The organism is Nocardia sp. CDC153 (assembly GCF_035818515.1).
Taxonomy (GTDB): Bacteria; Actinomycetota; Actinomycetes; order Mycobacteriales; family Mycobacteriaceae; genus Nocardia.
Genome location: NZ_JAYKYU010000002.1, coordinates 1,577,626 through 1,601,306, shown reverse-complemented (window position 1 = coordinate 1,601,306; position 23,681 = coordinate 1,577,626). Strand labels below are relative to the sequence as shown.

The following is a 23,681-nucleotide window of genomic DNA, read 5'->3' as shown; positions in this document are numbered from 1 at the left end:
TGCAAGTATGCCTGTCAGGGTGTGGATTGCAATTCACAAGTAACTCTGTGACGCGGTGGAGGCGGAAGACGTGGATGTGGGTGAGCTGCACGGGTTGGTCGTGCGGGGATTCGAAACCCGGCTCGGCGCGGTCGAATCCGAGCAGTGGGGTCGAGCCACCCCATGCACCGAATGGGATGTGCGCGGACTGGTCGAGCATGTGACCGGCAACCATCTGCGGCTGGCCTCGGTCCTGCACGGGCGACCGATCGAAAACGGCGGGGCGGATACCGTTTCCGCGTGGTCGGCCGCCCGCGATCAGGTGCGTTCGGGGCTGGCGGTGCCGGGTGCGCTGGAGTCGCGGGCGCCCTCACCGTTCGGCGGCGAGGCGTCGGGGCGGGATCTCGCCCACATCCTCGCGGCCGATTTGGCCATGCACACCTGGGATCTGGCGCGGGCCATCGGGGCCGACGACACCCTGGATGCGGATGTCGTGGCGTTTCTGCTGCCGGTTTTCGAGCGGATCGCGCCCGGCCTGGCCGCGAGCGGCAAGTTCGGACCGCGGGTGGCGGTGCCGGAAAGCGCTGGGCCGCAACGGCTTTTGCTCGCGCTCACCGGACGCGACGAGGCCTGGAGTCCGCTCGGCTAGCCGACGGCGGGGAACTCGTCGGCCTTCACTCCCTTGATGAAGGCCTCCCACTCGCGGTGGGTGAACAGTAGTACCGCGCCATTGGTTCCCTCCTTGCTATGAGCCACCACGATGCCCCGACCCGGCCAGTAGCCGACCTGGACGCAGCTGCCGTTGGGGCCACTGGCGGTGCTCGTCCGCAGGGACAGTCCAGCAGGCAGATCTGCCTTGGTGATCATGATCGGTCGTCCTTCCTTTCATCGGTTGGTCCGGACTCGAGGCAAGGGAAAACAGCCGGACGGGTCCACGATGCGGGACAGCGCCGTCAGGCATCGGCTGAGTGAATGTGATCAATGCGCGCCCCCTTGCAGGCGTGGTCGCGTCGAGCGATCCACCGGGGGCTTGGGCGGAACAGGTGCGTCCGGCGTTTGGCTACACCGGAACACGATGTTCGACGGCGATCACACTACCGGCTCGATGCTGAGCGCGTGCCCGGTATCGCAGCAAACCGGTGACCCAGCATGAGGATTCACACGCGAAGACCCGATTCGACAATCGCGTGCGCGACCGTCTGCAACCGCAGCTGACTCGTGCGCGCATGTCGGCGGATCAGGGCGAACGCCTCGTCAGGGGTGATTCCGTAGGCGTTGGCGAGCACCCCTTTGGCCTGTTCGATGACGACCCGGGACTCCAGCGCCGCCTGCAACTGTTCGGTCAACCGGTGTTGCCGTAGGCGTCTATCCGCATTGACGACGTAGCCGACGGCGGTGTCCGCCAGCATCTGCGCGATCTCGAGGTCGGATTCGGCCCAGTTTCCGGCCTGCTCGCCGTACAGGTCGACCACGCCGATCGGGTTGTCGCGCAACCGCATAGGGATTCCGGCCACCGCCGCGATCCGGTCGCGGCGCACCACTTCGGCGTACCGCGGCCAGCGTATGGACAGGTGGGCGATATTGCCGACCGCGACCACCTCCCCGCTGCGGTGGGCATCGACGCACGGGCCTTCTTGTCGCTGTTCCTGACATCGCTCGGCGGCGAGCACCCGCGCGCTCGACGATTTCACATTGCGCATTCGTCCGCGCGAGACCATGGCCACCCCCACCCCGGCCAGGCCCAGGACCTCGGTCTCGGCGGCCACGAGTTCGTCGAGCGCGTCACCGGGCTCGTATTCCGTTGGAAGTAGGCGCGAAAATCGGGCCAAGGCCGCAATCAGGGCCGAGCTGTCGTAGGACACCGCTGTCTCCCTCAACGTTGCCTCACATTGGTCATCCCCGGGCATACCCAGCCCGGCCCGACTTGAACGAGCGACGGCGGAGTGACGCAGGTCGGAATCGAACCGACGTGGGTCCTGAGTGAAAATCAGGCTGCCCGTGCCAACAGAGCAACTGCGCCTTGGGCTGTATCGGAAAACCCCTGGGCTATGTGGCCAACCCCTGGGCTATGCGGCGGGACTCGAACCCGCTGATGCCGGTATCACAAACCGGGGCCTCGACCACTTCGGCATCGCACAGCATGGTGGGCGCACGGGGTGGAACCGTGCGGGCCGCGGCGAAGGGGTACGGGCGCTAGCGCTGTTCCGGTTCTCGGAAAGCACGCGACGACGCGGCGGCGGAGGTCGAATGATGATGCACGGCCGGTCCTTTCGTCGTCGGGGCGGTCGGGGTCAACGCTAACTCCGCCGCACGGCCCGACGCCACCGAATTAATGGTGGCCGAGGCGCTACACCTCGAGGTCCTCCTCGATTCCCTTGAGGCGGTGGCGGGCCATGGCGAGGTTGGCGCGGTTGCGGTCCAGGGCGAGATAGAGGAACAGGCCCTTGGACTTGCGCCCGGTCATGGGTCGGATGACGTGGTACTGGTTGGTGAGCGTGATGAGGATGTCCTCGATGTCCTCTTTGATGCCCAGCTGGTCGATGGTGCGCAGCTTGGCGCGCACCACTTCGGTATTGCCCGCGGCGGCGATCTGCAGGTCCAGCGCCTTGGAGCTGCCGAGCATGCCGAGCGCCATGCCGCTGTTGTAGTCGACCACGGCCGCGCCGAGCGCGCCGTCGATCACCATCATGTCCTTCAGTGCGATATCCATGTTGGACATGGGTTTTCCTTTCAATCGGTGTTATCACTTGGGGTTGGGGGTCGGATCGGCCTCGCCGGTGACCGCCGCCAGATGGTCGGCGATGGCGCGGGCGGCGGGCCGCGATTCCAGGTGCAGCCGCCCGATATTCGCGCCGGGACCGGCCAGCACGGTCAGCGAGGCGGTCCAGCCGACGGCGTAGATCACCACGTCCCCGCTCTCGCCGTGCACCACCACCTCGTGGAAGCCGCCGCCGTGGGCGGTGGCGGCGAGCCGGTGCGAGAGCGAGAGTTGCGCGGCGGTCAGGGCCGCCATGCCCGCGGGCTCGATATGGACGGGCAGATCGTGCGCGATGAGCAATCCGTCGGTGGACGCCACCAGTGTTCCGGTCAGCTGCGGCACCCGGTCCCGCAGCGCCTTCAGCTCCATGAGTACCTGCGTGTTCGGTTCTGGGCCGGACATCGCCACTTTGGTCAACCTTCCTATCAATTCACCGAGCCGCCTTCTCCGCGCGGTCACGCGAGTTCCTCCAAGGCCGCCTCCCTATCCGTTCGCCGAGCCGATGTGTGCACCGGGTTCGGTCATGCCAGCTCCTCGAGTGCTGCCCGCAGGCGGATGAGCACATCCCGGTCGGGCGGCTCCCAGCGGTCCGGGATGTCGACGGCCGCGGCCTGCCGGACCCGGCGGCGCAGCGGTGGCACGGAATCGGTTGCCGTGCCGGTCGATACGGGTGCGGCCGGGGCCGATACCGATGCGGCCGGGGCTGATACAGATGCGGCCGGGGCTGATACAGATGCGGCCGGGGCCGGGGCGGGCACGGTGCGGATGGGATCGGCCAGCGCCACCATGACCGGTGGTTCGACCAGTCCGACCGCGGTGAGCTCCCGCACCGCGAGCAGGCAGCCGTAGGTGGTGCGGCCCAGATCCTCGGCGATGCCGGTGATGCTGCGCCGGGCGTCGACGACGGCGAGCACCTCGGCGTGGCCGCCGGTGAGCACGACCCGGCGCCGCCGCACCCGCCGCACCGGCACCACGGCGACCCGGTCGACCAGTTCGACGGGCCAGGCTCCGGCGTGCGGGTCGCCGCGGCGCGCGCATTCGTGAATGAGCGCGCCCGGCGTGATGCGGCAGGTGCGGGCCAGCCGGTGCGGGGGTCCGCCGTGGAATGCCAGCGGCGCCGGCGCGGCCAGCAGGACGTAGGCGGCGTCGAAGACCGACAGCAGCGCAAGGGTTTCCACCCGCGGGCGCTCCAGCAGTCGGTCCTCGCCGCCGCCGCGGGCGCGCCGCCATTGCTCGGTGGTGGCCACTCCGGACGCCACCACCATGCGGTCCAGCGTCGTGGTGCGCGCGCATTCGGCGGCCACGATCGCGCCCTCGACGAAATGAAATGCGCCGTCGCCCACGGTGAGCACGCCGGTGCCGCGTTGCTGTTCGAGTCGCCGTAGTTCGAGGACGAGTTCACTGTCCATGACCGTCCTCGGCGAATTCGGCGAGAATTGATCGCAGTTGGTATCGCGCCATGGCGAGATTGCCGGTGTCGCCGTCGAAGAGGATGTGCACGAAAAGCCGTGCCTCGAAATCGCCGTCGATCAAATTCAGCAGATGATATCCCCGGGTGCCGCAGACGATGATCTCGGTGATGTCATCGCCGGGCATGCCGGTGGCCAGGGCCGGTGAGGTGAGCACCGAGCGCACGACATCGGTTGCGGCGGCGGCGTCTTCGTGCTGGTCGAGCACGTCGTGCCGCCCGGCCGCCGCGATGGCGAGCCCGCTCGCGCCGTCCACGAGGGTGACGCTGCGCGCGCCGGGAATGTCCATGATGCGTTTGAGGCATCCGTCAATACCGATCACCGCGCCACCGCTTGTTGTCGAGAGATTCGAGCGAATCCAGACGCTACACATGATGTGCTCGTGATGTGTGGCGAATGCGGGTCAATACCTTTTGGTATTTGTTTCGTTGTCGCGCAATGGATATCCAGTTTGGATGGGGGAATTGTCCTTTATCCCACCATGTTTCCTCGCGATAGGGGAGAAAGTCACCGGGGCATGCGCGGATACGGCAGATCCGAGCTGGTGTGCTCGGTGATCGCCAGCGGCCGCCCGATCTGCGGGAAGGCGCGCTGGGCGCAGTTGGGTCGCTCGCACACCTTGCAGCCCGCGCCGATGGGTACGGCCGCGGCGGGGTCGTCGAGTTCCAGGCCGCGTGAATACACCAACCGGTCGGCGTATTCGATATCGCAGCCCAGGCCGATGGCGAATTCCTTGCCGGCCGTGCCGAATCCGGACGGCACCGGCGGGGTGGTGCGCGCCACCCACAGGTAGCGCCGCCCGTCGGGCATGGCCGCGACCTGGGTGAGCATGCGGCCGGGATGGTTGAACGCCTCGTGCACCACCCACAGCGGGCAGCTGCCGCCCACCCGGGAGAAGTGGAAGGCGGTGGCGGACTGGCGCTTCGAGATATTGCCCGCGCGATCGGTGCGGATCAGGAAGAACGGCACGCCGCGCTGCCCCTGCCGCTGCAGGGTGCTGAGCCGGTGGCAGACGGTCTCGAAGCCGACCTCGAAGCGCAGGCCCAGCAGGTCGATGTCGTAGTGCAGTTCCTCGGCCGAGCGCAGGAACTTGCTGTAGGGCAGGATGAGCGCGCCCGCGAAGTAGTTGGCCAGCCCGATCCGGGCCAGCGTGCGGGATTCGTCGGTGAGCGAGGGGGTTTCGTCGAGGACCTCGTCGAGCAGCGCGCCGTGCAGCAGGAACGCGAGGGTGGTGGCGATCTGGAAAGCGCGCTGGCCGGGGCGCAGCCGCCGGGCCAGGGTCAGGGTGCGGGTCTCGGGTTCGTAGTGGCGCTTGGGGATGGTCGGGTCGGCCCCGTCGCCGCGCACCAGGACGGTGACCCCGGCGCGTTCCTCGGCCACCCGCGCCAGCTGCCGGTCCAGCGAGCCGATGGTGAGCCCGCTCTCGTCGAACAGCCGCTCCGCCGCGAGATCCAGTTGGGCGATGTGATTGTGGTGATCGTAGAAGAAGTCGCGCACGTCCTCGTAGGGCATGGGCACGCCGGGCGCGCCGGTGGGGGTGGCCACCTTGGAGGACAAAAGATCCAACTGGTCGGTCGCCGCGCGTAGTCGGCGGTGCATGGCCACAACGATTTTCGCGACCTCGGGCATGCGGGTGGCCAGATCCTCGACCTCGGCCACCGGCGCGGCATTGCCGCCCGCGGCCTCGACCAGGATCTCGTGCAGATCCGACACCAGGCGGGCGTCGGAGTCCGCGGCGAAGAACTGCACGTCCAGGTCGAAGGTGGAATTCAGTTTCAGCAGCACGGGAATCGTGAGCGGTCGCTGATCACGCTCGAGTTGGTTGAGGTAGCTGGGGGACAGGTCCAGGGATTTGGCCAAGGCCGCCTGGGTCATCCGCCGTTCCTCGCGCAACCGCCGTAGTCGGGCCCCCGCATACATCTTGCGCACGTGCAGGATGGTACCGATTCGGCTTCGCAAACATCGCAATTTGAGGAGACTCGCCGCAACTTCACGGACCCTGCGTGGCACTTCATCGGAACGACGGTGCTGCGTAGCATGCGAATTCAATGCTACCGGCGGTTTTGCGCGCGAGTCCCCATCGTACGACCCCACCGACGCCACCGCGGTGGAACGAGGTCCGGAATGTGGGCCGAAATCCGCGGGCTCACCCCAAAATCAGGTGAACCTGAAGTTCGCCGACCAGAAACCCGAGCACCGCGCCCACGGCCACCAGCTTCCACACCCCGGGTACGGACGCCGGGCGCGGCAGACTCCTGTATTCGAGGCCAACTAGTCGGTCGGCAAACCGGCGAAACGCCGAAAGTGGTCATGAGCGAAGGGGAATGGGTGCGCGCGCGGCCTGGTTGCCAGGGGCCGCACCTCGGTGCGATTATCCGTTTCCAGCGATACGGGTATTCGTATCGAGGCTCAGGCTAGGAGACCCCGCGTGCCCGCTGGCAAGACCCGGTCCACCGCGAGCTCACCGCCCACGCAACGGGTTATCTCCATCGTGGAGTTGCTGGTGGCCGCACCCGGCCCGCTCACCTCGGCCGAGATCGCCGACAGCCTGGAGTTGAACCGCTCCACCGCGGGCTCGATCCTGGCCGCGCTCGCCGAACGCCGCTGGGTGCGCCGACTGCCCGATCTCAGCTACGAACCGGGCCCCGCGCTCGCCGCCCTCGGTCGCCGGTCCACCGAGGCCGAGGACGATCGCGCTTGGCTGGACCGGGAATTGGAGCGCCTGGCCGACCGCGTCGACTGCGGCGCGGCCCTCACCACCATCACCCTCGACCACCTCGAGTTCCTGGCCGTCACCCGCGACCGCTACACGGTCGGCATCGAGGCCGGAGCCCGCATCCCCCTGCTGGCCCCCGCGGGCGCGGCCATCATCGCCCACTGGGGCACTGCCCGCCAAGAGGATTGGCTGCGCACCCGCGGCCCAGAACGCCGCGCGGAGTACCGCGCGGTCCTCGCCACCCTGCGCACCACCGGACATTGCGTCTGGAAACTCGAATCCGACAGCATCCCGAATCTCCGCGTCCTCTCCGAGGTCGCCGACCACCTGGCCGACCACCCCGCCAGCAAGGAACTGCGCGGCCGAGTCCTGGCGCAACTGGCCGCGATCGGCGGCAGCGCGTACGACCAGCGCACCCTCGACCGCGACATCCCTCTCGCGGTGAGCTACATCGGCGCACCGGTTTTCGACAGCGGCGGCCACGCTGTGATGGAACTCCAGATCGGCCCCTTGCGCGACGACGTCACCCGCCCCGAGCGCCGCCGCTACATCTCCGAACTGACCGCCGCATCCGGCCGCATCAGCGCCGCCCTGGACTCGCTCCCTACCCGCCTCCCTTGATCGCCGAGTGGCACACCCTGGAGGAGTTTTGTCCGAATTCACCTCCAGGATGTGCCACTCGGTGAGTGTGATCACTCGGGGATGGTCGGGTGCCAGTGGTCGGCGGGGGAGGTGGGGTTGGGGTCGTACTCATCGTGGCGACGCCACCAAACGTACGGGGGCTCTTGGGGGTAGCCGGGTGGGGAGTTTTCCCAGGTTTCTTGGCGGCCTAGGGCGGTGATGTCAAGGAGGCTCCAGGTGTTGCCCAGTTCGGCGTCGCCGCGGCCGTTGATGAAGTAGGTGCGGTAGATGCGGTTGCCGTCGCGGAGGAAGGCGTTGGTGCCGTGCCATTCGTCGACTCCGAAGTCGGCGTCGAAATCGTCGGTGATGGTGTACCAGGGCATGGTCCAGTCCATGCGCTTCTTCAGGCGCGCGATCTCGGGTTGGGGTGCGCGCGAGGCGAAGACGAAGGTGGTGGAGCGGGCATTGACGTGGGCGAGATTGCCGATGTGGTCGGCCATCATGGAGCAGCCGAAGCAGGCCTTGCCGCGCTCGACCCCGGCCGTGCCCTCCGGCTGGCCGTGCACGCCCGGGTCGAAGAAGGCGCGGTAGACGATGAGCTGACGGCGACCCTCGAATAGATCCAGCAGGCTCATCGGGCCCACGGGCCCCTCGAACCGGTATTGCTTGTTCACCGCGACCCAGGGCATGCGCCTGCGCGCCGCCGCCATCTCATCGTGCGCGCGGGTCAGTTCCTTCTCCTTGACGAGCAGTCGTTCCCACTCGTCCTGCCACTCCTCGGCTGAAACGATCCTCGGTGCTGTCATTGCAATATCCCATTTCGATTGTGGTCCAATGATTTCGGATATCGGCCGCCGAACGGACTCCAGTGTTCGACACAGAGGTCAGGTATCTCTTTCCAGCTCAGCACCGCGGTCGAGCCCAGTCAATCTCGGCGTGAACTTCGCGCACGGCCGCGCCCGAGCTTCGCAGACTTCGCTGCTCGCCGGGTGTTCGCTCGCCGAAATTCGCCGCTGCGAGCCGTTTTTCGGTCCGGCGAGGCTGCGTAGCGTGCGAAGTATGAAGACCTATCCAGTACGCGCACGCTCCGCGGGTGAGGAGTTCCCGCGCTCGGAGCAGCTGGCCATGCGGATCGCGGAGGTGGCGGTCGATCCGGTCGAGGTCTCGGCCGAGGTCACCGAGATGATCGTGAATCGCATTATCGACAATGCGGCGGTGGCGGCGGCCGCGGTGCTGCGTCGGCCGGTGACCACCGCGCGACGGCAGGCGCTAGCGCACCCGTACACGCCCGGTGCGACCGTCTTCGGATTGCCTGGCACACAGCGGTTCTCGCCCGAGTGGGCGGCGTGGGCCAATGGGGTCGCGGTGCGGGAACTCGACTTTCACGACACGTTCCTGGCGGCCGAATACTCGCATCCGGGGGACAATATTCCGCCGATCCTGGCGGTGGCCCAGCATGCCGGGCGCAGCGGGGCGGAGCTGATTCGAGGCTTGGCGACGGGCTACGAGATTCAGATCGACCTGGTCAAAGGGATCTGCCTGCACGAGCACAAGATCGATCATGTGGCGCATCTCGGCCCGTCGGCGGCGGCGGGTATCGGGACCTTGCTGGGGCTCGATACGGAGACGATCTATCAGGCGATCGGTCAGGCGTTGCATACGACGACGGCCACCCGGCAGTCGCGTAAGGGCGAGATCTCCAGCTGGAAGGCGTTCGCACCCGCCTTCGCGGGGAAGGCCGCGATCGAAGCGGTCGACCGGGCCATGCGCGGCGAGGGGTCGCCCGCACCGATCTGGGAAGGGGCCGACGGTGTGATCGCCCGCCTGCTGGGCGGTTTCGACGCCGAGTACGCGGTGCCGTTGCCCGGTCCGGGCGAGGCCAAGCGCGCCATTCTCGACAGCTACACCAAGGAGCATTCGGCCGAGTACCAGAGCCAGGCCCCGATCGATCTGGCCCGCCGCATGCGGACGCGGATCGGTGACCTCACGCAGATCGCGTCGATCGTGCTGCACACCAGCCACCACACGCACGTCGTGATCGGCAGCGGCTCGGGCGATCCGCAGAAGTACGACCCGACCGCCAGCCGAGAAACCCTGGACCACTCCGTTCCCTATATCTTCGCGGTCGCCCTACAGGACGGCGGCTGGCACCACGAGCGCTCCTACGCGCCCGAGCGTGCGCGCAGGTCGGACACCGTCGAGCTGTGGCGCAAGATAACGACGGTCGAGGATCCCGAGTGGACTCGGCGCTATCACTCCACCGATCCCGCGGACAAGGCGTTCGGATGCCGCGCCGAGGTCGCACTGCGCAGCGGTGAAGTCATCACCGACGAGCTGGCCGTCGCGGACGCACATCCATTGGGGGCCAGGCCTTTCGGACGCCGGCAATACATCGAGAAGTTCCGCACCCTCACCGAAGGCATCCTCGATCTCGACGAGCAGGACCGCTTTCTCGATGCGGCCCAGCGCACTCCCGAACTTCGTGCGGGCGAGCTGGATCGGCTGACCTTCACCGTCGCGCCCACCGTGCTGGACCGCGCTCCGGCGACCCAGGAAGGAATCTTCCGATGATCACCTGCCGAGGAGGTTCAGCCCTCCCACACCAGCGCCTGCGCGGCGATCACCGACGTGCCGTTGAACGTGACCGACGGCGAGCCGTGCAGACGGTAGCCCTCGTCCAGCAGTCCGCTGACGCGTTCGCAGAAGGCGGCGTCGTCGGGTCCGGTGATCAGTCGGTAACGCAGGGGCGGTTGGTCGCTCATGTGATCAGCCTAGGCGGGTGGGTGCGGTGAGCGGGCCGTTGACCGCCGCGACCACGCCGGGCGAGAAGCGGGCCGCACTGCGGGCGGGGCTGGCGAGCGGGCGCATCCAACGCTGGCCCGGCGCCTTGAATCCGCTGGTGGCCAAGCTGATTCAGGAAATCGGCTTCGAGGGCGTCTATGTGTCCGGGGCGGTGGTCTCGGCCGAGCTGGGCCTGCCGGACATCGGGCTGACCACACTGAGCGAGGTGGCCGAGCGGGGCCGGCAGATCGCGCGGGTGACCGACCTGCCGGTGCTCATCGACGCCGATACCGGGTTCGGGGAGCCGATGAACGCGGCGCGGACGGTGAGCCTGCTGGAGGAGGCCGGGCTGGCGGGCTGCCATCTGGAGGATCAGGTGAATCCCAAGCGCTGCGGGCATTTGGACGGCAAGGCCCTGGTTTCCGCCGAGGAGATGGTGCGGCGGGTGCGGGCGGCCGTGGCGGCGCGGCGCGATCCGGGCTTCGTGATCTGCGCGCGCACCGATGCCCGCGGGGTCGAGGGTCTGGACGCGGCCATCGATCGGGCCAAGGCGTACGCCGACGCGGGTGCGGACCTCATCTTCACCGAGGCGCTCGCCGATGCCGACGAGTTCGCCAAATTCCTTGCCGCCGTGGATATCCCACTGCTGGCCAATATGACGGAGTTCGGCAAGTCCGAGCTGCTCTCGACCGGGCAGCTGGAGTCGCTCGGCTACAACGCCGTCATCTATCCCGTCACCACGCTGCGCCTGGCCATGTTCGCCATCGAATCCGGCTTGCGCGAAATAGAGTCGACGGGAACGCAATCCGCGCTGCTGGACCGCATGCAGCACCGCTCTCGCCTCTACGAGCTGCTGAACTACCGCGCCTACAACGCATTCGACACCGATATCTTCAATTTCACCGTGAGCGAGTGATTCCCATGACCGATATCAAGAAGGGTCTCGCGGGCGTCGTCGTCGACACCACCGCCATTTCCAAGGTGGTGCCCGAGACCAGCACCCTGACCTATCGCGGTTACGCCGTGCAGGATCTGGCCCGCCATCGCGGCTTCGAGGAGGTCGCCTATCTGCTCTGGTACGGCGAGCTTCCGAATCCCGCCGAGCTCCAGGAATTCCGCGTGCGCGAGCGCGCATTGCGCGGCGCGGACCGTTCCCTGCTCGCCCTCATCGCCCGGCTTCCCGAGACCTGCCATCCGATGGACGTCGTGCGAACCGCGGTCAGTTACCTGGGTGCCGAGGATCCCTTGGAGGATCGCGGCACCACGCGAGACGCTCTGCTGGCCAAGGCCTTACGGCTGACCGCGGTGCTTCCCACGGTCATCGCCGCCGACCTGCGCCGCCGTCGCGGCCTGGACCCCATCGCACCCGATCCGGCGCGTCCCTTCGCCGAGAACTTCCTCCACATGTGCTTCGGCGAAGCCGGTGACCCGCGCCTGGTCCGGGCCTTCGAAACCTCCCTGATCCTGTACGCCGAACACAGCTTCAACGCCTCCACGTTCGCGGCGCGGGTGGTCACCTCCACTGAATCCGATATGTACAGCGCCGTCACCGCCGCCATCGGCGCGTTGAAGGGTCGCCTGCACGGCGGCGCGAACGAGGCCGTCATGCACGCCATGCTGGAGATCGGCGATCCGGCTCAGGCACGAAAGTGGTTGCGGGAGAGGATCTCCCGCAAGGAGAAGGTGATGGGGTTCGGCCATCGCGTCTACAAGGACGGCGACTCCCGAGTCCCAACCATGAAATCCGCCCTCGCGGACATCGCCGAGTTGACCGGCGGAGACCGGTGGCTGGCCATGTACTCCGAACTCGAATCCGCCATGTTCGAGTTCACCGGCATCGAACCCAATCTGGATTTCCCCACCGGCCCCGCCTACTACCTGCTCGGCTTCGACATCGACATGTTCACACCGATTTTCGTCATGAGCCGAATCACGGGCTGGACCGCGCACATCCTCGAACAGTCCCAGTCCAACGCCCTGATCCGCCCGCTCTCCGAATACGTCGGCGTCCCGCCCCGGCCCCTCGGCGACTAGGCGTCCTCGAGAATTTCGGCGAAGGCGATCACCACGCCGCCGGTGGCGTTTTCGACGGTGGCGGCGACCAGCGGGCCCGCTTCCGCGGCGGCGGCGCTGGCGGCCGCGTAGTCGGTGAAGTACAGGTCCAGCAGTCGGTACGCCGGGGTCGGGCTGCCGTCCTCCTTGGGCCAGACCTTCGAGGCCTGCAGCCGGGTGAGGCCGGGGAGCTTGCGCGCGAGCGTGAGCTGCTCGGGGTAGGCGGTCTCGAAGGCCTCCGGATCGGTGGGGTTGGAGTAGACGAAGCTGATCTTGGTGGGGTTGCCGTTCTCCGACATGACTGACCTCTCGGTTGATCTCGATTCAGCGAGCGCATCCGCTCACGGTTGTCGACAGTATTGAGACGACTAGGCTGCGACCATGACCGCTCCGCTGGGAAAACTTGCCGATCGTCCAGCGCCGCAAGCCGATTCGCCGCCGGACGATCTGCTCTCGGAATTGCTCCGGAGCGTTCGGCTGAGCGGGGAACGCATGGCCGAATACACGCCGGGGCCGACGTTCTCCATCGGTTTCGCCGAGGTCGGCAGTCTGCACCTCATCGAGGAGGGCGAGCTCGACCTGCGGATCGACGGGCGCTCCGGCGTCGACCGTGTCGGCCGCGGCGATATGGTCCTGATCCCGCGCGGCGACTCCCACCGGTTGAGCGATGTCGAGGCCAGCGGCCCGGTGCGCTGGCTACACGGCACCTTCACCATCGGCGACCCGCAGGCGAGTCACCTGCTGCGGAGCCTGCCGGACCTGATCGTGCTCGGCGGCGCGGGCACGCCGGTGCCCGAAGGACTCGAGGTCGCCCGCCGCATGCTCCTCATCGAAATGCTCTCGCCCTCACAGGGTTCCGCGGTCATGATCGCCCGCATCCTCGATCTGATGTTCATCCAGATCATGCGCACCTGGGCCGCGGGCACGGACGTCGAACCGAACTGGCTGGCCGGCGCCTTCGACCCGCAGCTCGGCCCGTCACTGCAAGCGATCCACCGAGACCTCGCTCGGGACTGGACCGTCGACGAGCTGGCTCAGCTGTGCAACCTGTCCCGATCCGCGTTCGCGGCACGCTTCGCGGCCCGCGTCGGAAAACCACCGGCCACCTACCTCGCCCAGGTACGCCTGGACTCCGCGACCGACCTGCTGCGCGGCACGGCGCTGACCATCCCGCACATCGCCGAACGAGTCGGCTACACCTCGGAAGCCGCCTTCAGCCGCGCCTTCAAATCCCGCTACGGCACCCCACCCGCCCGCTGGCGACGAGACCTCCTCGGCCGCGGCTGACATGGCTCGGCTCGGCAGCCGGGATCGACTGCCGAGCCGGGGCCTTGGTTCAGCGCAGGGTCAGGGCCGCTTGGACCATGTTGCGGAGTGAGGCCTCGACCTCGGCGGGGCCTCGGGTCTTGAGGCCGCAGTCCGGATTCACCCAGAGGCGGTCCGCGGAAACGGCTTTCAATGCCTCGGAGAGCGATTCGGTGATCTCGGAGACCGTGGGGATTCGGGGTGAATGGATGTCGTAGACGCCGGGGCCGACGCCCAGCGCGAAGCCCGCGGCATTGAGGTCGTCGAGGACCTCCATGTGGGAGCGGGCCGCTTCGAGGGAGGTGACGTCGGCGTCCAACGCGGCGATGGCGTCGATGACCTCGCCGAATTCGGAATAGCAGAGGTGGGTGTGGATCTGGGTGGCGTCGGAGACACCCGAGGTGGCGAGGCGGAAGGCCGTGATCGCCCACACCAGGTAGGCGGCCTTCGCATCGGCTCGCAGGGGGAGGAGTTCGCGCAAGGCTGGCTCGTCCACCTGGATGATGCGGATTCCCGCCGACTGGAGGTCGAGCGTCTCGTCCCGAATCGCCAGGGCCACTTGGTTCGCGGTGACGTCCAGGGGCTGGTCGTCGCGAACGAAAGACCAGGCCAGAATCGTGACCGGCCCGGTGAGCATGCCCTTGACCGGCTTGTCGGTGAGGGATTGGGCGTAGGTGATCCAATCGACGGTCATGGGCTCGGGGCGGGCGACGTCGCCGTAGAGGATCGGCGGGCGGACGCAGCGGGTGCCGTAGGACTGGACCCAGCCATTGGCGGTGGTGAGGAAGCCGGTCAGCTGTTCGGCGAAGTACTGGACCATGTCATTGCGTTCCGGCTCGCCGTGGACGAGCACGTCCAGGCCCAGTTTCTCTTGCAGAGCAATGACTTCGGCGATCTCGGCGCGCATGCGGTCGCGGTATTGCTCGGGGGTGAGCGTGCCCTTGCGGAAGGCGGCGCGGTCGCGGCGGATGGTCGCGGTTTGCGGGTAGGAGCCGATGGTCGTGGTCGGCAGCGGAGGGAGACCGAGGCGGTCACGCTGGAGTGCACGGCGTTCCGCGGCCGGGGCGCGGCGAGTGGCGTTGGGGCTCAGCGTGTCCAGCCGGGCGCGGACGGTGTCGTCGCGCAGCCGGGCATCGGTGCCGCGGGCGGTGATTGCCGCACGGGCGATGGCCACATCGGCCGCCACTGACTCGATGCCCTCGTGCAGGGCGGTGGCGAGCAGACGCACCTCGGCGATCTTCTCGGCACCGAAGGCAAGCCAAGATCGCAGACTCGGGTCGATCCCGGTTTCGGCTTCGAGCGAATACGGCACGTGCAGAAGCGAACTGGAGGTCGAGACCGCCAGGTCGCCGGTCGATCCCAGCAGGGTGGCGAGCGTGGCGAGGGCGCGGTCCGGGTCGGTGCGCCAGACATTGCGGCCGTCGACGACACCGGCGACCACCAGCCTTCCGGCCAGGCTCGGCACGGAGGTCACGTCTTCGACGGTGGTGCCGGACGTGAAATCCAATGCCACACCCTCGATTCCGGTTTCCGCGAGAATCGGCAACGTCGGACCGGGGTATCCGAAGTAGGTGGCGACAAGCAGTGCCGTACGGCCGGGCGTCGCCGAAAGCTCGTCGTACACCTGCCGAACCAGACCGAGTTCCGCGTCCGAAAGGTCCGTGACCAGTATCGGCTCATCGATCTGCACCCAGTCCGCGCCAGCATCGGCCAAGCGCCGCAACAGTTCTCGATAAAGCGGCAGCAACGCGCCCAACCGCCGCATCGCATCACCCTCGGCGTCCTTGGCCAATTTCAGGAAGGTGAGCGGCCCGATCACGACCGGCCGCGCGGGCACCCCGAGCGCCTGCGCCTCGGCCAGCTCATCGAGCAATTTCTCCGGATGCAAGGCGAATTCGGTGTCCGGCCCCAACTCCGGCACCAGGTAGTGGTAGTTGGTGTCGAACCACTTGGTCATCTCCAGCGGTTCGATGGTCGAGGTCCCCCGAGCGGCCGCGAAATACCGATCCAACGGATCATCGATCCCCGCCACCCGAGACGGCAGCGCCCCGAACATCGCTGCGGCATCCAGCATTTGGTCGTAGTACGAGAAGGTGCCCACCGGCACCGAATCCAGCCCCGCCGCGGCCGCCGCGGTCAGTTGCGCCGCACGCAGTTCCCGTCCGACGGCATGCAGGGCATCGGCGTCGATCCGCTGCGCCCAGTACGCCTCAACGGCCTGCTTCAACTCTCGCTTCGGCCCGATCCGGGGCAAACCGAGAACCGTCGCCTTGAACGTATTCCTTTTGGTCACGGGTCATCTCCAGTGCTCCAAGTCCACTGGCCGCCGCCACAAGCGCACACGAACCTCGACCCCGGCCCCGTGTCCCCACGGCACGCCGAAGCCACCGGCCCGTCCACCCAATCCACGAGGCGCCGACCGCCGGATACGGCGTACCCGACACACTCGGCAGGTATTCGGACTCGCAGGCCCAGCCTCCCGGCCCCCTACTGACCATCGCTTCCCAGACGTACTCGCCCAGTGCTCATGACGGCGTTCGTTCCTGCATACCGCTGCGGGACAGTCCCGGATTCCCACCGGGTTCCCTCTCACCGATCCCCTCTTCCGAGAGAACCGATTTCGACGCCCACGACAAGTCGAGGTCACAACCCCACCCTGCCGCAGCGAACCGAATGCATCGCCAGCATATCCCCACCGCGGCACCCACCGAGTGGCACATCCTGGAGGCGAATCCGGACAAACCCCCTCCAGGATGTGCCACTCGATGACCCCTTACCCCCGGCCAAATCCCGCCCTAGAGTCCTTGTGCGTCGATCTCGGCTTCTACTTCCGGCAACGGCCCTTCCGCCGCGATCTCGCCAGCCGGGTTCGCCAGTACCCACCCGTAAGGGGGTACTCCGCGAGGTGCGAGCATCCAGCCGCCGTTAGCGGCTCGCTTGATTGCTGCCCGAACCGATGGTGACAAGTGCAACACAGGTCGAGAAGGGAACCGGAAGGGTTGTGACAGTTGGGGATTGGACCGTATTCGGGACAGAACTCCGGCGGTTGCGGGAACAGCAGGGCATGTCTGTTCGCCAACTGGGGAAGCAAGTCCTTTACGACCCGTCTGCGCTGTCACGGTTCGAGAATGGGAAACGCAAGCCACCAGCCGATATCGTTACCCGCCTGGATGCGGCGTTGAATGCTGGTGGCATCTTGTGCGCGTTGTACGAATCATTGTCCGGGCCGGACCCGTTCACCCCGCACGAGGCGCTGCAGAATCGTCGCTACGCGGACCAAAAGCTAGCAGGCGACCTGCAAGCCGTCCTAGCCGACACCAGACGCCTAGAGGACGAAATTGGGTCCAAGCTCGTGCTCCCGGTGACCGTTCGTCATTCCAAGATCGCTACAGCTTTGGCTCGTGAAGCCACGTCGAAAGCCCGCAAGCCGCTGGTGGATGCTGCCGCAGGATGGACACAGTTCCACGGCTGGCTCAACGCCTCACTCGGTCGGCATGACGCCGCTATCCACCATTACCGAGAAGCGCTCGAGCTGGCGGAGGAAGCAGGCAATGCCGACATGGTTTCAACCACCCTCGCTATGCGTGGGCATGTGGCGTGGATGGCAGGAGACACCAGCGCATCAATCGGATTATCTCAAGCAGCGCAACGGAATCCGCGGAACCTTTCCCGTACCGTTCTGGCTCTCGCGGTGCAGCAGGAAGCACGCGGCCTAGGCATGGAAGGCGACATGGACGGGATGGAATCCAAGCTGGATACCGCAACGGATTTGATCCTGTTGGGTGACCCGGACAAGCCCGACGCCCAGTACTTCTACTCGGATTCGTTCATTCGCATGCAACGCGGTATGGCGTACCGGCACGCCCGGCAATGGGCCAAGGCTATTGACGCCTTGGAGCACGGGCTACAGGGGTTCGACCGGAAGACGTTGGAGTCGGAGTGGGCTACCTGGTACGTGGCCGAGTTGGCTTGGTCGTATGCCGGTATCGGCGAACCGGAGAAGGCAGCGTCGTTGGCGTTGCGGGTAGTGGAGACCGGGAGGAAGACGCCGGGATCAAGGCTGGTCGGATACATGGGGGAGCTGTATCAGGCCATGGCCAAGCGGTACCCCGGCAACGCTTCGGTAGCTGAGTTGGGTTGTGCTGTGGACGTTCATGCCGCGTGACAACGAAAGTGGTCGCGAGGTAGATGGTGGCGGCGATCGACGATGATGAGTTCGAGCGGCTGCTAACCGTATTCGAGCGCGAAGCTCTCCATTTGGAGATGCGAGACGCCTACGGGACGGCGGTCGAAAAGCATCGCTGGCCCGATGGTCGATGCGGGTGAGGTTATTCGATGGGTGCCACATCGATTGGTGTCGTCAATCGTTGTGCCGGGCACCGATTTCTATCTGTTCGATGATCGTCTAGTGGTCTTCCTGCACTACGCGGGTAACGGCACTGGGACCGCCAAAGTGACTTCGACCAACCCGCAAGATATTCGGCTGTGCCGCACGGCGTTCGAGGCAGTCTGGCCACTGGCCATTCCACACCGTGACTATGAAGCTGCGAAAGGGTGCCCGTTCTAGAGGACTTTGGCTATTGCGGGGATTACTCGCTGGATGAGGGTGTCGGGGGAGGTGGGGGTCCAGGATTGGAAGGCTTGGGTGGATTGGGGGTCGTCGACTATGACGAGTTTGGCGTGGGTGAGGGTGGAGGAGAGGAAGGGGGTGGGGAGGCCTCGGAGGCCGCCGTTGGCGGCTTGTTTGTCGGTGCGGACGACGATGATGACGTCTACGTCGGGGACGGAGACGTCGGAGAGGGAGTAGGGGCGTTGGGGGGAGGTTTCGTCGGGTTTGGCGCGGAGGTCGGTGGCGTAGCGGAAGCCGATGTCCTGGAGGAACTTTGCTTGGGGGCTGGTGTCGAGGTCGGCGGTGACGGAGTTGTCGGCGAAGTTGTAGACGCCGATGGTTTTGCTTTGGAAGGTGGGGTGGGCGGAGCGGACCTGGGCCAGGGAGTCGGTGTGGGGGGTGGTGACGATCGTGGTGTCGCCGGTGGTGTTGCGGTCTACGGCGAGGTAGATCGCGGTGCCCGAAAGGCCCAGCAGGGCAAGGATTGTGGTGACTATCAGGGCCAGGCGTAGGCGTTTGACGCGGCGGGTGGTGGGGTGGTCGATGCGCTCGGTGGGCTGCTCTTCGATCGGTGGCGCGAGCGGTTGTTGGCCGTGGAGGGCCAGTTCGGCGTCGCGGGTGAATTCGCGGCAGGTGGCGTAGCGCCGGGCCGGGTCCTTGGCCAGGGCCTTGGCGATCACCGCATCCAGGGCGGGTGGGAGTCCGGGCCGCAGGGTGCTCAGCGGCGGTGGCGGCTCCTGGAGGTGGCCGAGCATGGCCTGTGCCAGCGAATCCATCGGGAACGGAGTGCGCCCGGTGAGCAGCTTCACGAACGCGCAGCCGAGACTGTAGATATCCCCGCGATGATCCAGCGGCTCGGCCGCCAGGCGTTCGGGGGCGGCGTAGGCGACCGTGGCCATCAGGCTGTCGGTGGCGGTCAGCTCCTTGCCGTCCGAAATCGATTTGGCCACACCGAAATCGGTGAGCAGCACCCGCTCCTCATCCTCGGCGCGGTCCTCCTCGCCGCGCGAGAGCAGGAAGTTGGCGGGCTTCACGTCGCGGTGCAGGAGTCCGCGCCGATGCGCGTAGTCGAGGGCCTTGCCGACCTCGGTGATGATCCGCAGCGCGCGCGGCGGATCCATGCCGTCGGGATAGCGCTTCAACTCGACGGCGGCGTCGGTGCCGGGCACGTACTGCATGGCGATCCACAGGTGCCCGTCCTCCTCGCCGCGCGCGTAGACGGTCACGATATTCGGATGATCCAGCTCCGCAGCGAGATTCGCCTCCCGCTCGAAGCGCGCGCGATACACCTCGTCGTGCGAGAGATCGGCGCTGAGCACCTTCAGGGCGTCGAGCCGACGGGGAAACATCGGGTCCTGCACCAGATACACGGTGCCCATCCCGCCGCTGCCGAGCACCCGAATCACCCGGTGGCCGCCCACGATCGTGCCGGGCCGCAACGGCATGAAAGTTCCTCCTCGGTACTGCCGGATACCCGACTCTTCTCGAATGTAGCAATGTCGGCCGCACCCGGCCCGGCGTCAGATATGCCCGTAGGCGAGCAACTCGTACTGCGCCGAAACCCGTTGCCGCAGATCCTGAGACTGGTCGGCGGACACCTCGGCCAGATACCGCTCGTAGGGCAGATAGCAGACGAATCTCGCCCCGACGGCGTCATCGTCGCGGGTCTGCAGGCAGCGCGCGGTGGGCAGCCCGGGCGGCGGATCGATCGGCTTGTACCGATCGGTCAGCTGGTCGATGAACGCCCCGGTGAGATGCTGCGCCGCCGCCGCGTCCTTGGCCCGGTACAGCCCGCTCAGAGCGTGCGCCACCACATCCACTCCGGCCTCGTCGAATGCGCGCTTGGTGGCGGCCGGGCGATCGTCGACACCGAGCGCGGCATGGGGCGGATACAGCCCCTCGGTGGCCCAGATCTGCCCCTTGCCCGCGGGCAGGGTGCGGCCCAACAACTCGTCGGGATCGGTCGCCAGACCCGCGAGCTTGTCGACCGGCGTGGGTTGGAACCCCTTCATCGAATCGACCGTGTGGTCGAGCACCTTCCGCGTCGTGTCGAGCAGCAGTCCCGGCCCTTCCGGAACGGTCAGGTCATCGCTCGTGAACAGCCAGTACACGTAATTGTCCTGCGCGAACAGGGTTTTCACCGACTCCGAGTAGGTGAGCACGGACTTCGCACCCGGATACCCCGCCACCGTCACCGGCCCCCGGTCCGGATACTGCGGATCGTGATCTCCCACCAGGAAATCCACGGCCGCCGACGCCTGCGCGGACGTGGTGAACCGCATCACCGTCAGATCGACGCTCAGCCCGAGCGAGTAATCCGACCGATGCCGCCCACCGGTCTCCCAACCCGCGATCAACCCCGGCGCGCGATCGTTGAAATCGTCGACACCCATCGGCGGGTAGTCGGCCGTGATCGCGTGCCCGCCTTGCCCGTAGATCAACCGGTCGTCGACCTCGACCGGCAACGGCATGTGCTCGGCGATCCGAATCGACTCCTGGATCAGATCACCCACCGTGATATCGGCAGTCCTATTGGCGATCTGCCGCGGCACCACCGGATAGTTGCCCGGATCCAGTTGGGAGACATCCACAACCGGCACCTTCGACGCGGGCGAGACCGGCGGCCCATGATCGGAACCGCATGCCGTCAGCGCGATAGCCAAGGCCGACACCAGAATTCGACACAAACCCTTCATGGCCGCTACCCGCTCTTGGCCAGCATCGAATACTGCGCCGCCACCCGCTGCGGGAACGACCCGGGCTCCGCGCCACTGAATTCCGCCTGCGCCCCGATCACCGCGACATAGCGTCCGTAGACCACCGCGCACAGATACGTCGCCTGCCGCACCGGCTCGGGCTCATCGAGCTGAACGCAGTGCACGTCGGTGAGCCCGGGCGGGTTCGGGAACTCGTCGTCGTCACGGCCCGGTGTGGTCAACGCCGCCTGTAATCCGAAGGCCGCGGCCAGATCCCGGGTGCGATACACGGTCGCGCCATTGCGGGCGACCAGATCCACCCCGGCCGCCGCGAACGCCTTGCGGGCCGCCGCACCGTCGCGTTCGAAATGCACGGCACCGTCGGCACTGTAGACCCCGCCCTGCCGGAACCCGAACAGATCGGCATCGGAGGAGTCGTACTTGTTCGGCAGCGTCATCCGCATGATGCCGCCCGGATCGGTCGGCAGATCCGGAATATCCTCCAGCGGAGTCGGTTTCAACTCCGACATCTTCGCCAGCTGCGCCCGCAGCATGGCCGTCAACCGATCGGCCAACGCGATCGGATCCGCCTTCGGCATCACCGCGTGCCCGACAATCGCGTACACGCCGTGCGCCGCGAAGATCTGTCCCTTGTCATCCGAGACCGAGGAGGCGCGCGCCGCGAGCCCGTCGATCGGCAGCGCATGCAGCCCGGGCGCGGCCATGGCGTCGGCGAAACCGTCCACCGCCGCCTGCGCGGCCTGCTCGGACGGGAATCGCATGATGGCGAGCGTGATGTGCTTGCGGGCACGAACACTGTTGTTGTTGCGCCAGATGTAGGCGCCCGCGATCAACCGATTCCGCTGAACGATCGGCTGCCAGCTCTTGGGGAACGGCTCGGCGAGCAGACCCGCGTCATCACCGAAATTGCTGTCCGAGTCGTCCACCGTTCGGGCCCCGCCCAAATACGTGACGTCCGGATCGATTTCGTCCGGGCTCACCAGATAGCCGAGCATCCGCCGCGATTCGATCTCGTATACGTCGCTCGCACCGCTGTAGAGCGGTTTGTAATCGGTCGGGGCCGACGGATAGGGCCCCACGGACAGTTTCGACCAGTCGGGCGCGGTCATCCCAGGCAGCGGATGCCCCGGCACCGTGGAGGTCGCCATCGCGATACCGCCCGCCAGCACCACGATCACCACGACGAGCACCGGCAGACCGATTCGCCACCTGCGTGATCGGAGAATTCGACGCATCGGCCTCACCTGCTCGTCACCAGCACGTACTGGGCCGCGGTCTTCTGGTATAGCACCGACACATTGCCCGCCCCCACCTGCACGTTGTACCGGTCCACGTGGAAGGTGCACTGGTTGAACACCACCTGCCCGTTCACCAGATCCGCGAAGCAGCCGATATCGCCCGGAAAACCGGGCGGCGGGTCGATGGTGCGATGCGTATCCGGCTGGTCGGTGGCCGGATTCCACTTGTCCCACAACGCCTTCGCCGCCGCGCCGGTCCGGCTGTGGAACACCAGCGCGTCGCCGTACCCGACCAGATCGACATCGCCGATGGTGAGGAAGTCCAGGTCACTGCTGTCCAGGCTCTGCAGCGCGCCGCGACCGGTGTAGACGCCGTCGGGGTCCGGCCGCAGCGGCTCTTGGGGATTGGTGGGCAGCGTGCGCCCGAGAATGCCGTCCGGATCCAGCGGCACGTGCGCGAACTTGTCGGCGGGCGTGGGCGTGAACTTGTCCAGCAGCGGCAATGCCACGTCCAGCATGCGCTCGGTGCGCGCGATCAGATCCGCGGAATCCGGTGCGGCGGCGAGCTCGTCGACGATCTTGATGAAGACGACGTAGCGATCGTGCACGGTCCACGAGCCGATGGACGCCACGCTCGGCCGCCAATGCGCCTTGCTGTCGGGGTATTTCGGCAGGGTCAGCGGCCGATTGTCGGTGTTGTAGGTGAAGTCGTCGTTTTCGAGCGTCGGCCCCACCGCGGTGGCGCGCCCGGCATCGGGCAGTTCGAGCACCGCGATGCTGAGCTTGCGGTGCTTCTCGTCGTTGTCCGAACCGGTGCACCAGGTATCGACCCAGCCCCCGCGCAGATCGTGCGCCACATCGTCGAAGGTGTCGTTGATGAGGATGTCGCCCAGGCCCTTGTGATTGGTCACCAGGTGCGGTCGCACGTCGTTGGAGCACTCGTAGGTGTAGTCGGTGTCCGCCTCGAAGGGCAGCGCCACGTAATCGGAGAGCCGCTGCGACTCGCGCACCCGGGATTGCTTCTCGGTCTTGGCGTTTCCCACCACCCGCGGCACCGTCTGATAGTTGCCGACCTGCAGACTCGCCGGATCGGTGGTCACGCGCACGGCCGTGCCGGACACGGTGGTGGCGCAGGCGGACACGGCGGCGAGCACGAGCGCGATGACCGCCATCGCCGACGCGCGCGACGCGAAAACTCTCAACGTCCCCCTCCTCGCGCCGGATTTTACCGCCGCTCAACACTTCTCGCGCAGTTTCCGAATCGAGCACGCGGTCGCCGCTGTGGTCTCGGACACGATCTCGCGGCGATCCGGACGCGGGCACGTCTCGAGCGCGCGCCCCGCGCCCGGTGGGCCGTTCGGCCGGTCTGCTTAGCAAGTCGGCGAATTCCGTGGTCGGAGCCCCGCACGCCGCACCGGCAGGCATGTATCACGGTG

Annotated in this window: 24 protein-coding genes, 2 tRNA genes and 1 riboswitch; of the genes, 9 read left to right on the top strand and 17 right to left on the bottom strand. The window is 66.9% G+C overall.

Going from position 1 to position 23,681, the window contains the following annotated elements:
* Window positions 1–55: 55 nt before the first annotated feature.
* Window positions 56–628, top strand: coding sequence for a TIGR03086 family metal-binding protein (locus VMT65_RS15955; RefSeq protein ID WP_326308976.1), 573 nt, complete (start codon window positions 56–58; stop codon window positions 626–628).
* Here VMT65_RS15955 and VMT65_RS15950 read toward each other — a convergent pair.
* The 9 genes from VMT65_RS15950 to VMT65_RS15910 form a co-directional block, all read right to left on the bottom strand.
* A complete protein-coding gene (locus tag VMT65_RS15950; protein WP_326308975.1) occupies window positions 625–846 on the bottom strand; it encodes a DUF397 domain-containing protein in 222 nt (73 codons plus the stop codon). The genes VMT65_RS15955 and VMT65_RS15950 overlap by 4 nt on opposite strands.
* A 290-nt stretch (window positions 847–1,136) precedes the next feature.
* A complete protein-coding gene (locus VMT65_RS15945; protein ID WP_326308974.1) occupies window positions 1,137–1,841 on the bottom strand; it encodes a GAF and ANTAR domain-containing protein in 705 nt (234 codons plus the stop codon).
* Between the two features lie 82 nt (window positions 1,842–1,923).
* Window positions 1,924–1,999, bottom strand: a tRNA-Glu gene (locus VMT65_RS15940).
* Window positions 2,000–2,041: 42 nt separating this feature from the next.
* Window positions 2,042–2,118 (bottom strand) — tRNA-His (locus VMT65_RS15935).
* Window positions 2,119–2,326: 208 nt separating this feature from the next.
* Entirely contained in the window at window positions 2,327–2,698 is a 372-nt protein-coding gene (locus VMT65_RS15930; RefSeq protein ID WP_326308973.1) for a hypothetical protein, read from the bottom strand.
* 24 nt (window positions 2,699–2,722) lie between these two features.
* Window positions 2,723–3,139, bottom strand: coding sequence for a roadblock/LC7 domain-containing protein (locus VMT65_RS15925; RefSeq protein ID WP_326308972.1), 417 nt, complete (start codon window positions 3,137–3,139; stop codon window positions 2,723–2,725).
* A gap of 119 nt (window positions 3,140–3,258) precedes the next feature.
* Window positions 3,259–4,146 carry a hypothetical protein gene (locus VMT65_RS15920; protein ID WP_326308971.1) on the bottom strand — a complete coding sequence of 296 codons (888 nt, stop codon included), beginning with the start codon at window positions 4,144–4,146 and terminating at the stop codon, window positions 3,259–3,261.
* A complete protein-coding gene (locus tag VMT65_RS15915) occupies window positions 4,136–4,528 on the bottom strand; it encodes a hypothetical protein (protein WP_326308970.1) in 393 nt (130 codons plus the stop codon). Before VMT65_RS15915 ends, VMT65_RS15920 begins: the two co-directional genes overlap by 11 nt.
* A gap of 185 nt (window positions 4,529–4,713) precedes the next feature.
* Window positions 4,714–6,135, bottom strand: coding sequence for a short-chain fatty acyl-CoA regulator family protein (locus VMT65_RS15910; RefSeq protein ID WP_326308969.1), 1,422 nt, complete (start codon window positions 6,133–6,135; stop codon window positions 4,714–4,716).
* 499 nt (window positions 6,136–6,634) lie between these two features.
* Between VMT65_RS15910 and VMT65_RS15905 the strand changes: the two genes are divergently transcribed.
* Window positions 6,635–7,543 carry a helix-turn-helix domain-containing protein gene (locus VMT65_RS15905; protein WP_326308968.1) on the top strand — a complete coding sequence of 303 codons (909 nt, stop codon included), beginning with the start codon at window positions 6,635–6,637 and terminating at the stop codon, window positions 7,541–7,543.
* A 71-nt stretch (window positions 7,544–7,614) separates the two neighbouring features.
* On the opposite strand, the gene VMT65_RS15900 is transcribed toward VMT65_RS15905, so the two are convergent.
* Window positions 7,615–8,349 (bottom strand): DUF899 domain-containing protein, encoded by a 735-nt coding sequence (locus tag VMT65_RS15900; protein WP_326308967.1) that lies wholly within the window; start codon window positions 8,347–8,349, stop codon window positions 7,615–7,617.
* 253 nt (window positions 8,350–8,602) lie between these two features.
* On the opposite strand from VMT65_RS15900, the gene VMT65_RS15895 reads away from it, so the two are divergent.
* Window positions 8,603–10,114 carry an MmgE/PrpD family protein gene (locus tag VMT65_RS15895; protein ID WP_326308966.1) on the top strand — a complete coding sequence of 504 codons (1,512 nt, stop codon included), beginning with the start codon at window positions 8,603–8,605 and terminating at the stop codon, window positions 10,112–10,114.
* A 17-nt stretch (window positions 10,115–10,131) separates the two neighbouring features.
* On the opposite strand, the gene VMT65_RS15890 is transcribed toward VMT65_RS15895, so the two are convergent.
* A complete protein-coding gene (locus VMT65_RS15890) occupies window positions 10,132–10,305 on the bottom strand; it encodes a DUF1737 domain-containing protein (protein ID WP_326308965.1) in 174 nt (57 codons plus the stop codon).
* A gap of 26 nt (window positions 10,306–10,331) precedes the next feature.
* Here VMT65_RS15890 and prpB point away from each other — a divergent pair, with 26 nt between their 5' ends.
* Window positions 10,332–11,240 carry a methylisocitrate lyase gene (gene prpB / locus VMT65_RS15885; protein ID WP_326309197.1) on the top strand — a complete coding sequence of 303 codons (909 nt, stop codon included), beginning with the start codon at window positions 10,332–10,334 and terminating at the stop codon, window positions 11,238–11,240.
* Between the two features lie 5 nt (window positions 11,241–11,245).
* A complete protein-coding gene (locus VMT65_RS15880; protein ID WP_326308964.1) occupies window positions 11,246–12,358 on the top strand; it encodes a bifunctional 2-methylcitrate synthase/citrate synthase in 1,113 nt (370 codons plus the stop codon).
* Here VMT65_RS15880 and VMT65_RS15875 read toward each other — a convergent pair.
* Entirely contained in the window at window positions 12,355–12,675 is a 321-nt protein-coding gene (locus VMT65_RS15875; protein ID WP_326308963.1) for an EthD family reductase, read from the bottom strand. The two genes, VMT65_RS15880 and VMT65_RS15875, sit on opposite strands and share 4 nt — an antisense overlap.
* Before the next feature lie 82 nt (window positions 12,676–12,757).
* Here VMT65_RS15875 and VMT65_RS15870 point away from each other — a divergent pair, with 82 nt between their 5' ends.
* The gene (locus tag VMT65_RS15870) at window positions 12,758–13,663 is read left to right on the top strand and encodes an AraC family transcriptional regulator (protein ID WP_326308962.1); all 906 of its coding nucleotides are present in this window, start codon (window positions 12,758–12,760) and stop codon (window positions 13,661–13,663) included.
* A gap of 49 nt (window positions 13,664–13,712) precedes the next feature.
* On the opposite strand, the gene metE is transcribed toward VMT65_RS15870, so the two are convergent.
* Window positions 13,713–15,974 carry a 5-methyltetrahydropteroyltriglutamate--homocysteine S-methyltransferase gene (gene metE / locus VMT65_RS15865; RefSeq protein WP_326308961.1) on the bottom strand — a complete coding sequence of 754 codons (2,262 nt, stop codon included), beginning with the start codon at window positions 15,972–15,974 and terminating at the stop codon, window positions 13,713–13,715.
* 138 nt (window positions 15,975–16,112) lie between these two features.
* Window positions 16,113–16,315: riboswitch (cobalamin riboswitch) on the bottom strand.
* A gap of 322 nt (window positions 16,316–16,637) precedes the next feature.
* Here metE and VMT65_RS15860 point away from each other — a divergent pair.
* Genes VMT65_RS15860 through VMT65_RS38455 form a run of 3 tightly spaced genes read left to right on the top strand, consistent with a single transcriptional unit; the run spans window position 16,638 to window position 18,248 of the window.
* Entirely contained in the window at window positions 16,638–17,846 is a 1,209-nt protein-coding gene (locus VMT65_RS15860) for a helix-turn-helix transcriptional regulator (protein ID WP_326309196.1), read from the top strand.
* Between the two features lie 23 nt (window positions 17,847–17,869).
* Window positions 17,870–18,007 (top strand): DUF6879 family protein, encoded by a 138-nt coding sequence (locus VMT65_RS38460; RefSeq protein WP_442790228.1) that lies wholly within the window; start codon window positions 17,870–17,872, stop codon window positions 18,005–18,007.
* A complete protein-coding gene (locus VMT65_RS38455) occupies window positions 17,991–18,248 on the top strand; it encodes a DUF6879 family protein (protein ID WP_442790227.1) in 258 nt (85 codons plus the stop codon). Before VMT65_RS38460 ends, VMT65_RS38455 begins: the two co-directional genes overlap by 17 nt.
* Here VMT65_RS38455 and VMT65_RS15855 read toward each other — a convergent pair.
* The 4 genes from VMT65_RS15855 to VMT65_RS15840 form a co-directional block, all read right to left on the bottom strand.
* A complete protein-coding gene (locus VMT65_RS15855; RefSeq protein ID WP_326308960.1) occupies window positions 18,245–19,735 on the bottom strand; it encodes a serine/threonine-protein kinase in 1,491 nt (496 codons plus the stop codon). The two genes, VMT65_RS38455 and VMT65_RS15855, sit on opposite strands and share 4 nt — an antisense overlap.
* Window positions 19,736–19,810: 75 nt before the next feature.
* A complete protein-coding gene (locus VMT65_RS15850) occupies window positions 19,811–20,881 on the bottom strand; it encodes a DUF7373 family lipoprotein (protein ID WP_326308959.1) in 1,071 nt (356 codons plus the stop codon).
* 110 nt (window positions 20,882–20,991) lie between these two features.
* A complete protein-coding gene (locus VMT65_RS15845) occupies window positions 20,992–22,242 on the bottom strand; it encodes a DUF7373 family lipoprotein (RefSeq protein WP_326308958.1) in 1,251 nt (416 codons plus the stop codon).
* A gap of 5 nt (window positions 22,243–22,247) precedes the next feature.
* Window positions 22,248–23,447: a DUF7373 family lipoprotein gene (locus tag VMT65_RS15840; protein ID WP_326308957.1), complete on the bottom strand. Its 1,200-nt coding sequence runs from the start codon at window positions 23,445–23,447 to the stop codon at window positions 22,248–22,250.
* Between the last annotated feature and the right edge of the window lie 234 nt (window positions 23,448–23,681).